The organism is Vibrio sp. 10N.286.52.F8, assembly GCF_041468745.1.
Lineage (GTDB): Bacteria > Pseudomonadota > Gammaproteobacteria > Enterobacterales > Vibrionaceae > Vibrio > Vibrio crassostreae_C.
Genome location: NZ_JBFRJF010000007.1, coordinates 204,944 through 217,651, shown reverse-complemented (window position 1 = coordinate 217,651; position 12,708 = coordinate 204,944). Strand labels below are relative to the sequence as shown.

The 12,708-nt window shown below is 44.9% G+C and carries 11 protein-coding genes and 2 pseudogenes; 8 read left to right on the top strand and 5 right to left on the bottom strand.

What is annotated here, in order from left to right; all coding sequences use genetic code 11:
• Positions 1-16 precede the first annotated feature (16 nt).
• A complete protein-coding gene (locus AB4133_RS03255) occupies positions 17-1,360 on the bottom strand; it encodes an AarF/ABC1/UbiB kinase family protein (protein ID WP_065584895.1) in 1,344 nt (447 codons plus the stop codon).
• Between the two features lie 384 nt (positions 1,361-1,744).
• Positions 1,745-2,131: a thiol-disulfide oxidoreductase DCC family protein gene (locus AB4133_RS03250; RefSeq protein ID WP_136974207.1), complete on the bottom strand. Its 387-nt coding sequence runs from the start codon at positions 2,129-2,131 to the stop codon at positions 1,745-1,747.
• Between the two features lie 399 nt (positions 2,132-2,530).
• Here AB4133_RS03250 and AB4133_RS03245 point away from each other — a divergent pair, with 399 nt between their 5' ends.
• Positions 2,531-4,321, top strand: a complete 1,791-nt coding sequence (locus AB4133_RS03245; RefSeq protein ID WP_136974206.1) for a hypothetical protein — start codon at positions 2,531-2,533, stop codon at positions 4,319-4,321.
• 91 nt (positions 4,322-4,412) lie between these two features.
• Here the strand turns inward: AB4133_RS03245 and AB4133_RS03240 are convergent, their stop codons facing one another.
• On the bottom strand, positions 4,413-5,756 hold the full coding sequence (locus AB4133_RS03240) for a sigma-54-dependent Fis family transcriptional regulator (protein WP_136974205.1): 1,344 nt from the start codon (positions 5,754-5,756) through the stop codon (positions 4,413-4,415).
• Positions 5,757-6,040: 284 nt separating this feature from the next.
• Between AB4133_RS03240 and AB4133_RS03235 the strand changes: the two genes are divergently transcribed.
• From AB4133_RS03235 to AB4133_RS03210, 6 genes are all read left to right on the top strand, one after another.
• Positions 6,041-6,598, top strand: coding sequence for a DUF1439 domain-containing protein (locus AB4133_RS03235; RefSeq protein ID WP_372223964.1), 558 nt, complete (start codon positions 6,041-6,043; stop codon positions 6,596-6,598).
• Between the two features lie 226 nt (positions 6,599-6,824).
• Entirely contained in the window at positions 6,825-8,387 is a 1,563-nt protein-coding gene (locus tag AB4133_RS03230) for a glutamate synthase-related protein (protein WP_372223962.1), read from the top strand.
• Between the two features lie 325 nt (positions 8,388-8,712).
• Complete coding sequence (locus tag AB4133_RS03225) at positions 8,713-9,234, top strand: NADPH-dependent FMN reductase (RefSeq protein ID WP_229648047.1); 522 nt, start codon at positions 8,713-8,715, stop codon at positions 9,232-9,234.
• 164 nt (positions 9,235-9,398) lie between these two features.
• Entirely contained in the window at positions 9,399-9,848 is a 450-nt protein-coding gene (soxR, locus tag AB4133_RS03220) for a redox-sensitive transcriptional activator SoxR (RefSeq protein ID WP_372223960.1), read from the top strand.
• 146 nt (positions 9,849-9,994) lie between these two features.
• The gene (locus AB4133_RS03215) at positions 9,995-10,375 is read left to right on the top strand and encodes a VOC family protein (protein WP_372122029.1); all 381 of its coding nucleotides are present in this window, start codon (positions 9,995-9,997) and stop codon (positions 10,373-10,375) included.
• 136 nt (positions 10,376-10,511) lie between these two features.
• Complete coding sequence (locus tag AB4133_RS03210) at positions 10,512-10,931, top strand: globin (protein ID WP_017071826.1); 420 nt, start codon at positions 10,512-10,514, stop codon at positions 10,929-10,931.
• 111 nt (positions 10,932-11,042) lie between these two features.
• Here AB4133_RS03210 and AB4133_RS03205 read toward each other — a convergent pair.
• Positions 11,043-11,294, bottom strand: a pseudogene (locus AB4133_RS03205) (DUF481 domain-containing protein); the annotation flags it as partial.
• Here AB4133_RS03205 and AB4133_RS03200 point away from each other — a divergent pair.
• Positions 11,290-12,099, top strand: a pseudogene (locus tag AB4133_RS03200) (sulfatase-like hydrolase/transferase); the annotation flags it as partial. The pseudogenes AB4133_RS03205 and AB4133_RS03200 overlap by 5 nt on opposite strands.
• A 112-nt stretch (positions 12,100-12,211) precedes the next feature.
• Here AB4133_RS03200 and AB4133_RS03195 read toward each other — a convergent pair.
• A complete protein-coding gene (locus tag AB4133_RS03195; RefSeq protein WP_102320540.1) occupies positions 12,212-12,697 on the bottom strand; it encodes an Lrp/AsnC family transcriptional regulator in 486 nt (161 codons plus the stop codon).
• Between the last annotated feature and the right edge of the window lie 11 nt (positions 12,698-12,708).

Below are 12,708 nucleotides of genomic sequence, written 5' to 3'. Positions count from 1 at the left end.
ATTATTTACTGTCTCATTAACTCGCGCTTTTAGTTGTGCTTTTGCTCTCTGAGATAAGATATGGAGCGACCAAGCGACTGATATTCACTTTTGCACCAAGGCGAGCCGCTAATAGATACATGCCACCAATTTTTCGGTGCAGGAACAGCGCATCGGCGGGCGGCGTATGCCAATACTCTTGTTCCATGCTCAAAATGGTGCCTGCTTCACGAAGCCTTTGTGCCAATCCACTGGCTTTGAAGTCGTACTCTTCGTCAACTAACATCGGCTCACAGGCCATCTTCACTAGATTTAGAATCGCTTGGCGTTGTTCGGGAAGAATTGTCTCGCTAAAGAATCCTATTTGCTCTAAAGCTCGGTTGAGCACTTGCTCATCGTTGTTAATGACAGAGGAAAAGGCCAAGCGATAACCCTCGCTGAAGCGGTCACTGTACTCACGGGTTGCTCCGAAATCTAATAAGCCAATTTGTCGGGTGTTTTCAACATAAAGGTAGTTGGCGAAATTGGGATCGGTTTGCACCATCTTAAAATCGAACAACTCTCTGAACAGAAGCTCCAGTAAGCTGTGCATTACAAAGTCACGTGTGCTTTGGTCGTAACTTTCGATTTGCTCTATCGAGACGCCTTCGATGAAGTCCATGGCGAGCACCGATTCTGAAGAGACTTGCGGATGAATCTTAGGTACGACGAAGTGAGAGTATTCTTTCAATGCATCATGGTAACGAGTTGCGTAATCAGCTTCGCGAGCATAGTCTGCTTCATCGTGGAGCTGTTTCTTTGCCTCTTCTAACAAGCCTTTGTAGTCGACCGACTTTGGTATCAAGCCAACAATATTGAGCAGCGTGCCCACGTTATCTACATCACTGTCGATACTTTTTCTAATGCCGGGGTATTGGACTTTGACTGCGAGTTTGTCCCCAGCATCACTATAGGCTTGGTGAACTTGTCCGATAGATGCACTGGCGATCGGTTTAAAATTGAAGGACAGGAATTCGGTTTTCCAATGGTTCCCGAGCGAGCTTTCTAACACTTGATTGAGCTGTTTTGTTGGCAGTGGATCGGCATCGGAGCGCAGGCGAGAGAGAATGTCGGCTAACTCTGGTTCTAAGACATCACCCGCATCCATTGATAGCATCTGTCCTAACTTCATAGCCGCACCGCGCAGGTGTGCGAGTTGATCGGTCAGGCGAGCAATGTTTTGTGGCGTTAACAGTAAGTCTTTTGCTTTGGGCCTGTTGCCTTGTGCAATTTGTTTGGTGCCTTCCGTTAGCACGTTACCCGCGACTCTTGTCGCCAACGAAGCGAACTTACTGAATCTAGAAATTCGATGTGTGGGAAGGTTTCTCTCTTTTGCCGACATAAAGGTTCTCTCTGGGAATCAGGGTTGATACCAATCGTAGTAAATAACTGTTCACCCTAGCTTGTTAAAAATCTCGATAAAGTCGTTAGATTTTTTGATTGTAGAATAACTACTTATCTAAAAAATCCGCCTTGTTCTCAAGCTTTTTTCCTGCGCTATTTCTTGACACTTACCTACTGTGATTGGTATGACTACAAAGTTCTATCAATCATTACACAACCGTATGTTTTGTTGTGCTAACTTGTCGCGTGGAACAGTAAACAGAATTAAAAGGACAAAGCATGAAATTTATTTGGTTGAAAGTGGCCGTTACGGTATTGGTGTTCGCAGCCCTATTTGGCATCGTTTACTACAAAGTCGCCAGCGGCATGTCTTAACTCAACACTATTTTGTGCAGCTGTTACCGTTGCAACGTGATTTTCCGGTTAGCCAAAACGAAATCTTATATCGATTTTTGGCAAACCGTAGATAACACCAATCTGCCATTGGCTTAAAAATCGCCCAACGTAACGGGGCATACAGCCAACCCTTTCCTACTAGCTTCCACGCTTGGTAAGTCACGTCTAAACCGAGCAGCAGCTTTCCGTTTTCGTCCAGTGCATGCAAGATTGTATTGGCTGCCTCGGCATCTATTTGCGGGTAGTTTGAAAACGCTTCACTGTAGATATCGACGGTCTGGATCTGATCTTTGGAATCAGACTTAGTCAGTGCTGCCATCTCTTTTGCACATAATGGACAAGTGCCATCATAAAATATCTTCAGTTGTGTCATTGTTTGTTCGCCTGTGGCTTGCTTAAAAGAACCTTCAGTTGACCGTTAAGTCGGCACCCTTAAGTTCAATCGCGTATTATTTTAGAATGTTAAAATGGCTACGCTATTGTACCTTTTAAAGATCACTCTCCTCGAATCAAAGCTCTAAAGATGTCTTACTTTGACACTTTGTTCACCCTTTCAAGTCCTTGATTATTTGCTCAAATCCCTTGTTTATGGACAAATGATAACAAAACGTCCAATAGAGGTGTGCCTTAAATATATAAACATCAACCAAATCAGATAGTTGAAGTTGGCTTGGAATATGCTCTATCGAACCTACGAATTGCTAAAGGATTTCTCCAATTTGGGCGGGCAGAACATCCTGAAAGCATAAGTATGAACAAATGGAGAGAGAACATGAAGGTTATAAATTATTTACTCAGTGTGCTTTTGTTGTTTAGTAGCCCCCAGTTGGCGTGGGCTACGGTTGATGTGATGGAACTTGATGGTAATGCGACCAGTGATAATAGTGGTATTGATTGGGACGATGTAAATGATCCCAACAGCATGGTTGGGATTGCAGAATTTTTCCAAAAAGACCGTAATGGTATCGACCAAATTTTTTGGAAGGGGGGATCAAAAGACGATTCCGACATTACGGATTGGGCGTTCCGTACAGCGTCACCACAACCAAAAGATGACTTTACCAATGCGTATGCTGCTGCCTTTGAAAGCGAAGGCGATTTGCTGATTTACTTTGGTGCAGACCGATATGCCAACAATGGTGATATGTATATTGGTTTCTGGTTCTTACAAGACCAAGTAGGATTACCAGATGGACAAACTAAGGGCGACTTTGTTGGGCAGCATGTCAATGGAGACATTCTTGTCTTGATTTCATTTCCTCAGGCGAGTGGCGGTAATCCCTATATAGAAGTGTTTCAGTGGGATTTAAATAATGGCGATGTCACCGACAATATGACGAGAATTTTCCAAACAGACGGTGACCCTAAATCGAATGATTTCGTGGGTGCAAGATGTGGCAGTGGCGCTGTTGGTGTCGATAAGATATGTGCGATTTCAAATGATGATTCTATCGGGGCAATACCGCTACCGAACGTGCAAGGTTGGGACTACCTAGCTAAAACTGGTGAAACAGCGTCAATTCCGACAGAGAGCTTTGTGGAAGGTCGATTAAACTTGTCAGCTCTGTTGAATGATGAGTTTGGTATTGAGGATATTCCTTGCTTCAGTAGCTTCTTAGTCGAGTCACGAGCTTCACGTTCGATTGATGCATCTTTGGCTGACTTCGTTGTCGGTTCATTCAGTTTATGTAGCATCAGTATAGCGGCGACTTGTAACACAACCAGCTTTACGGTTGATGGCATGTTTAACATCGATTACACCGTGACGGTCACCAACACCGGTCCTGGTTCGTTAGGCACCAATGGTGATTACCAAGTGGCCTTTTTATCTGAGTCACCAATATTAGGTGCGCTTCCTGTCGTGGGTAACGGTGATGAAGTGTGGAGTGTCGGTGAGTCATTCTCATTCATGGGTAATTACTTGTCTGTAAATAATGGTGCCGTTGGTGTGATCGATGGTTCAGTAGATCTTGATGGCCTTATCGTGAATGCTCAAGCTCCTGTGGCTTACAATTGTCCGCCAATCGACTTGAGTCCAATGGTTGAGATTTCTAAGGTATGTAATAGCTTCTTAGAGGTTGATAGTGGTCAAGTTGTGCTTAAGAAAACCTATGATGTTGAAATATGTAATACCGGTGATATCCCATTGGCCATTGAATCGCTGGTGGATTCTAAGGATGACTCTTTGAGCCGTTCTGACTTACCTACCGAAGTCGTCAACAGCAGTTATTACCTCGACTTCGCTTTACCTTGTGATGATCTTGAGGATGTGACCACGTGTGGTGCTGGTAATATATGTAGCGTATTAAGTGCCGATCCTGAGTTGTTTGCTTGTAAAACGGGTGAAGGAGAGTGGATACCGAACTTTGGTGATGCGATTGGTCAAGTGTGTACACAAGTAAGCAAAACTTATGCGCCAAATGTGTTACCAACTGGAGTAGACGGAATGCTATCGAATCAAGTGACAGCAACGTTTGACTCGCTGTTCTTGCAAGAAGCATTTATGGAAACATCGAACATTGCAACCTGTGATGTTTGTCCATTTACTGTTCCTGAGCCATAAGTACTTTCATTAACTGAGTACAACTAAACTCTAAAGCAGCCTAGTTCGTTAGGCTGCTTTTTTTAGTTAGGTAATTAACTAACTAGGCGACTTAAATTACTATCTGATGTTTTTTGATCAGCTTGTACAAGGTTGTCCGAGAAATAGACAACGCTTTAGCAGATTGGGAAATATTGTAATGGTGTTGCTGAATCACTCGACGGACATTTTTTGAAGAAAGTCGAGTGTCACTCTCAGTGGCGAGCGATGCACCTTTCAATTGAATCCCCATGTGATGAGTAGAAAGGGCGCTTGAGTTAGAAAGAACAATCGCTCTTTTTATGCAGTTGAATAACTCCCTGACATTGCCCGGCCAATGGTACTGTTTCATTTGCTCAAGGGTGTCACTAGGCAGTTTGATTTTGGATGCGTAATTGTGTTTTAGTTCAAATCGAATCAAATCTTCAATGTCTTCTTTATGATCATTGAGTGGCACTAGATCCAATGGAAGTACATTGATCCGATGAAAGAGATCCTTTCGAAATTTACCCGCCGCGACGGCTTGTTCTATGTTGACGTTGGTGGCGAAAATTACACGGCAATCTACAGTTAGTTGGTTGTTACTGCCTAATCGCTCTATCAAGTTATTTTCTAGAAAGTGGAGCAGGTAAGTTTGCAGCGACAGTTCCAGGTCGCCGATCTCATCGAGAAATAGTGTGCCACCATTCGCTCTTTCTACATGTCCGACGTAGCGCTTGTTTGCTCCCGTGAACGAGCCCTTTTCAAAGCCAAACAACTCGGAGTGAACCAGTGACTGTGGTATTGCGCCACAATTTACAGCGATAAACGGTTTCTGACAGCGGGCTGAGGCCTCATGTATTAAACGTGCACAGAGGCTTTTTCCTGTACCTGTTTCCCCTTGAATCAGTACTGGGAAATCGTTGTTAGCGATCTTAGTTATTTTCTTTTTAAGTTGTTGGATGGTGCTGGATTTCCCCACCAATTGATATTCATGGCATGAAGCAGGCTTAGGTTTGTTCTGTTTGGTGTCTACCATGCCATACGCATGCCCTAAATTTCGACAAAGCCACTCTGTATCAATTGGTAGGTGGTAATAATCCCAATAGGTTTGCTTAATGAGCGATAAGTTTCGGCTTGGTGGTTGTTTGAAGATAGCGATTGCTTTTAAACTTGGAAAGCGTGCCTTCAACGTTGATATTTGCTCACATTGCTTGTCGATCGAGGATGATGTTAGACAGGAAACGACAATTGGTGCGCAGCAGTGGCTGTGGGAATTGAGCAAGTGAATGGCTTGTTCGGTCGTTTCTGCAATTTGAGCTTTCCAGTTATGGAGGCGCAGTTCTCCCGCCCACTGATTATGGTGCAGGCATGTTGAGTTACATAGCAGAACCACAGAACGAATTTTAGGTTCAGGTGATACTCTCGCTGATGGCATTGTGCTCACTCTTCATGTTTCGACTCCATGATGAAACCTACAGTAAGCCCCCTAAATATCCCATAAGCTTAGAAGAGTTTAATTAATTCGACTACACAAATTTGACGAATTTGAACTAACAAATGGCGTTGTCTTAAGCAGGAAGGCCAATCAGGTGCTTTACTTACTGATATTTGTGCTTATTAATTAAAGGTATTCACGAATATCGTGTTTTTACTGTTTTATTTATTGATGAGCACACAGTAAACTCCGCGCTAATCACTAACGATAAAGAGCTGATATTGATGATAATTAACGTAGCAAAAAAGTTCATTTTAGCAGCGTCTGCGCTAGTTCTAGGTGGTTGTGTCAGCTACAGCGTTACTGAACAAGAAATGACGAACTACCTGCAAGATTCGGTGATGTTAGAACAAGAAGTCGGTGTGCAAAACGTTATGTATGCGCAAGTGGCGGTTGATGACTTAGCGGTGCAAATTGGTCGAGCTGATGCCGAGCGTGTGTCTGTTCTGGCGAATACCAATGCAAAGATTCAAGTGTTTAACATGCCAAACATGGGGCTAGATCTGGATATCGAATTCAGCGCGATTCCCGAATACGACAAAGAGAGTGGTGAGGTGTATCTAAAGTCGCTGCGACTAGAGCGCTTTGAGGAAAAGGGAAAGCAGCTTTCTCCTGAGATAGAGAAGTTACTTAAGCCTGCCGTTTCTATGATTGGCTTTGCTTTGTCTCAGTCACCGGTTTACAAATTGGACAGCAACAAGGTTCAAGAGTCATTGATCAAGTCATCGGAACCTAATCTAGCGATTAAAGACAACAAGTTAGTCATCGAGTTATTTGATTAACCCTTCCCGTTTAGCTGACACTCAGATTTAAAACACAATGGCTGCCGATTTGGTGGCCATTTTTGTTCGTGTTGAATCAGCAAGATTTCTGTTTTGAGGCTGTCCATTAAGCTTGTTTTCTATGGTTCATTTATTGAATTCGCCGCGTATCTCACCTTTACTTTACTCTTGTGAGCAAGTCATCGCTTCAGTCATCAAATCATAAAAAAGAAAAGGTGAGCGAACTATGAAGAATCCAGTAATAGCGGATAACAAACCCGTTAAGGTCGAGCTAACCGAAGGCGAGGAGTATTACTTCTGTACCTGTGGCAAATCGAAAAACCAACCGTTTTGTGATGGTTCTCATGCAGGAACGGGCTTCAAACCAAAGAGTTTCGTGGCCGAGGAAACCGGCGACGCTTACCTGTGCCGCTGTAAGTATTCGAACAACCTCCCTTTTTGCGATGGTACACATAAACAGTTCACAGCGGAACAAGTTGGGCAAGAAGGCCCGGAGGTTCACATTCAAGCGGCTGCGCCAGATTTGTCGCCAGCTGCGAGCGCAACCAAAGAAGAACCTACCGTCGAGTTTATTCATCAACTGGCGCGTGATGGTTTATCCAAGGTTGGACATCATGGGCCAATGACCTCCATGGGCGTTCCAAGACATCTATTGCCTCACTGGGACGATATTGAAGTGATGGTCGCGCAAATGGCCACCAAGCCTTTGCTGGAGAATGTGCCCGTTGGAACTGAACTGATTATTGGCCCCAAAGCGAAGAAGCCACTCAAATTGGACATCTCTTTGTTTGTGTCTGATATGAGTTTTGGCTCGCTATCTGAAGAAGCAAAAGTCTCATTGGCGAAAGGTGCCGAACTCGCAGGGACGGGTATCTGCTCCGGTGAGGGCGGTATGTTACCCGAAGAGCAAGCGGCGAACTCTCGCTACTTTTATGAATTAGCCAGTGCTCAGTTTGGTTACGATGAAGCTAAACTCAAAAACGTTCAAGCCTTCCATTTTAAAGGAGGGCAAGGCGCAAAAACCGGAACGGGCGGGCACTTACCGGGCGCGAAGAACATAGGCAAGATCGCGGAGGTGCGTGGCATTGAAGCGGGCACGGCAGCGATTTCTCCACCCACCTTTGTCGACCTTAACACGGTCGAGGATTTTAAAAAGTTCGCCGACCGTGTTCGAGAGGTGACAGGCGGTATCCCGATTGGCTTTAAGTTAAGTGCCAATCACATCGAAGAAGACATTCAGTTCGCGCTTGATGCCAGTGCCGATTACATCATCTTAGATGGGCGTGGCGGCGGTACAGGGGCGGCGCCAGAAATGTTCCGTGACCATATCAGTGTTCCCACTATTCCAGCACTCGCTCGCGCTAGAGCGTATCTCGATAAACAAGGGGTCAGTGACAGAGTCACATTGATCATCACGGGCGGCTTGCGCGTGCCGATGGATTTCGTAAAAGCGATGGCGCTTGGTGCTGATGGTGTCGCTATCTCAAACAGTGCCATGCAGTCGATAGGTTGTGTGGCGGCGAGAATGTGTAACACCAATAATTGCCCTGCTGGTATTGCAACTCAAAAAGCCGATTTACGTCAGCGTTTGAATGTCGAGAAAGCATCGAACCAGCTTAAGAACTTCTTTGAAGCCTCGACAGAATTAATGCAAGTGATGGCGAGGGCATGTGGGCATGATCATTTGAATCAATTTAACCCTCATGATTTGGCAACATGGAATCGCGAAATGGCCGAGCTATCCGGTGTCGCTTACTCTGGTGTCTGTCCATTAAATCACTTTAAGTAAATAATACTTCGATAAAGCACACTCAATGTATTTTGGGTGTGCTGACTTTTTCCTGTGTAATGCCAACCTATGTTAAACCTTTCATAATCAACTGCTTTATAAGTGTTTTTAAACTATTTCCTATATTTTGAAAATATCGCTTTACCTCAAGTTAACTTGAGGTTTTATCATCATCCCCAATCTAAAAACACAATCTATCACCTTGTCGCCTAGTGCAGGTTTTGATGTTATCAAACAGACGTTACGAATCTTCAGTTATGAATTTTGAGCTCCGTAATTGAAGTCATGAGTGCAAAAAGGTGAGAAAAATGAACAAGGATCAACAATGAAAGTATTAGCGATTGGCGCGACCAACAGTACAACATCAATTAATCAACAACTTGCAGCGTACACCGCAGGTTTAGTCGAAGGCGCGCAAGTCGAGGTGCTCGACCTTAATGATTTCGAGATGCCAATTTACAGCGAGAAAAGAGAGCAAGATTCAGGTGTTCATCAACACGCTCAACGCTTTTTTAGCAAGATTGGCGAAGCAGATGCTGTGGTCATCTCTTTTGCAGAGTATAACGGCTCATACACAGTAGCCTTTAAGAATGTGTTTGATTGGACATCACGAATCGACATGAAAGTGTACCAAGGCAAACCTGTTGTGATGCTCTCCACATCACCAGGCCCAGGCGGCGCAAACTCTGTGTTGTCGTCTGCGGTAAATTCGGCACCTTACTTTGATGCAGATGTGAAGGGGTCGATGTCGGTGCCAAGTTTCTACGACAACTTTAATGTAGAAACGGGTGAGATCATCAATGCCGAAATGGCCGAGAGCCTGAAATCGATCATGAGTCAGATTTAGAGAGCGAGAACACCACAATAAAACAAAGCAGCCATGTTCACGATTGCTTTTCATTGCGCCCGTTGTCAAAGTTTAAGGACATTAATTGGTTAAGGTAACAATAGGTCGCTACTCTAAAGTTAAAGTAAGCTTTAAATATTTATGATCTCAAGGATAGTGTCGTAATGAGAAACATCGTATACCTCACCATAGGCCAGTTGGCTGAGCGCAGTGGCGTGGCTCCTTCGGCGTTACGTTTTTACGAAACCAAGGGGTTGATTGCTTCGATTCGTACTAACGGAAATCAGCGCCGTTATCAGTCGGCGATGTTGAGACGAATTGCGTTGATCCAAGTCGCGCAGTCGATAGGCTTCACGCTGGAAGAGATCAACGAAGAATTATCGACACTGCCGATGAACCATACCGCGACTAAGCGAGATTGGGAGCGCGTTGCTAAGAAGTGGCAGGGGCAACTCGACAGTAAAATGGCGCAGATTAAATCGCTACAAGAGAACTTAACCGGCTGTATCGGTTGCGGATGCTTGAGTATGCAAAAGTGCAACTTGCTAAATCCTGATGATATCTTGCATGACCAAGGGCAGGGCGCACAACGAATTGTTGAACAGACTAACTGAGTTCCCGAAAGGCATGGAACAGCGAACTAAGTTTCAGGTGTTTGCTCAATGGGTTAAGCAACAGTTGTGACCGAATAGCGTGCCTAGACAAACACGAATTATAGGTCTAGTTTAGATGGTTCTTTCAATAAAAGAAGAGGTTAGTTATGTTCAGCCATGTTTTTCTCGGTACCGATGATATTGAACGCGCGAAGGCTTTTTATGACCCAATCATGAAAGTGCTTGGTTATAGCGAAGGCTCTGTTGATCCCAAAGGGCGCTGTGTTTACGTTAGCCAAACGGGTGTGTTGGGCTTAACGAAGCCGATTGATGGTCAGCCTGCGACTCACGGCAACGGCATGACGGTGGGTTTTCTTGCGCCTTCTCCTGAAGTTGTAGATGAGTGGCATCGAGTTGGCGTCGAAAATGGCGGTACCAGCATTGAAAATGGCCCCGGAGCGAGAGGTTCTGACGAGCGTCGCTTGTACATGGCTTATTTGCGAGATCCTGATGGAAACAAGATTTGTGCAACGCACTTTATGCCGTAGTTTACGTTATGCCATCGTTCATTTTATGCCACAGTGGCGTATACTTAGATCATATTGATGGTTCGGAGTTGGCTAAGTTGCGGCTCTGGACTTGTTAGCTTCCCGATAACTCAAAATTTTGCAAAGGACTGGCTAGATGAAACCGAACGAACTGTTTTATGAAAGTTTTGAGCGCTGCCGGATTGACCAAGAATTTCTCGAAACGTTTTTGGCTGATTTTTGCGAGCATAACCCAAGGTTTTCAGAACGTTTTGAAAATATAGGGTTAGAGCAACAAACCAAGATGCTTAAAGCCTCGATCATTCTTATCTATAACTCTGCGGGTCTACCAAGCGTGCGTAACTCAGTAAAGAAATTGGGTAAAAGGCATAAAGACCTAGGGCTGGATATTTCCGAGATTGAGCTCAACGAGTGGTTCAATTCGTTACTCAATACAGTTAAAAAATATGACCCTCACTACGATGAAAGCGTCGAACAAGCTTGGACAGAAACTCTCGAGGCCGGCTTAACTATCATGAAGAAAGAGTGCGTAGTTCCAAACACTGTGAATAACTAGGTCGTTGATGGGTAGTTTTGCTTGTTCGTTAGTTAAAACCGGCATTAACTCTTGAAAGATTGACATTGTCAGGTAAGCCTAACGATATCAGGCTTACCTCTTATTGTTTGACTAGAAATGAGCAGCCCAACCAATCAGGAACCCTTGCGATGCGGTATCGTATTCAAAGGTCCCCTTGTTTTCGTAATCAACCCAGGTCGATTTGTAGGCAACATTTAAGTCAGACCAACTGTTTATCTGGTATCGCACGCCAGTTAACAGAGATGAGGTAAAGTTGGTGTCACTACCAAGCCCTGCATCAATGGTTGCGTGAAACTTCCAATCCTTATTGATCTGCGTTATCCATCTCACACCTATTTGGTACTGTCCATCACGCGGTCACGTTTGGACGCACCTGTCACCTGAATACGAAGCGATGCTCGGTCAAAACGGTTGGGGACTCCAAGAAGTGGTCATGAAAGATCTTGATGATCACGTCGGTGAGATGATGGCGAAGATGGAAGAACTCGGTATTGCTGACAACACCATCATCATTTTCACTGCCGATAACGGCCCAGAGATCATGACTTGGCCAGATGGCGGTATGACACCTTATCACGGTGAGAAAGGCACAACTTGGGAAGGTGGCGTAAGAGCCCCTGCATTGGTTAGCTGGCCGGGTAAAATCCCAGCGGGTACTGTAGGCAATGGCATCTTTGATGGTATGGATTGGTTACCCACTCTTGTCGCTGCGGCTGGTGGTCCAACGGATCTAAAAGAAAAACTGCTGAAAGGTCACGATGGCTTTAAAGCGCACCTTGATGGTTACAACCAAGTGGATATGCTGACCGAGAAAGGCGAGTCAAACCGTAAAGAGATCTACTACTACGAACGAGACAAGCTGCAAGCGGTTCGTGTTGGTGATTGGAAGGCGCATTTCATCGTGCAAAACCACGGTTGGAGTGGCCCTAAAGAAGAGCTAAACGCACCATTGCTGTTTAACTTACGTCGTGACCCATACGAGCGAGCGGCGGAAGAGTCGGGCATGTACCTAAAATGGATGGGACAAAAAATGTGGGCATTTGGCCCGGCTCAAGCGGCGGTACAGCAACACCTAGCGACCTTCAAAGAGTGGCCACCTAAGACGCCAGAAACTCAGCCAGACAATACCGGTGGTGTGGGGAATTAGCGTACACTCACTTCCAGAACCTAAATAAACAAAGCTCAGCCCCTAAGTTTTAGAAACCTAGGGTGTTGGGCTTTTGTTTTGCTAAAAGAAAAAGGCTATCAGAAGAAGTGAACTAGTCCTCAAGAGGAAGCTGATAGCTGTTTTTCAACTCTTTTACTGAGATGTTCGACTGAATCGCACTCACGCCTTTGACTCGTCTGATCGAGCTAATACGCTCAAAGTACTCTTCCAAATCTTTGGCCAACACTTGCACCATGTAATCGGCGCCGCCTGCAATGCAGTGACACATAGGAATCCAATCGGTTACCGCGACAAATTCTTCGAATGGTTCTGTGTTTTCAACTTCATGGTTACCCAAGGTCACAAGAGTAAAACCAGCCACATGAAAGCCTAATTTCTTACGATTCAGCTTAGCGGCGTAACCATCGATATAGCCAGTTTCCTCCATGCGTTTCCAACGACGCCAGCATGGGGTTTCGCTGAGGTTGACCTTCTCTGCGAGCTTGCTGTTGCTCATGCGTCCGTCTTGCTGGATATGCTCTAAGATGGCGATATCTGTGTCATCTAACACTTCTTTGGTGGATTCTTTCTGTTTCATGGCTATTTTAG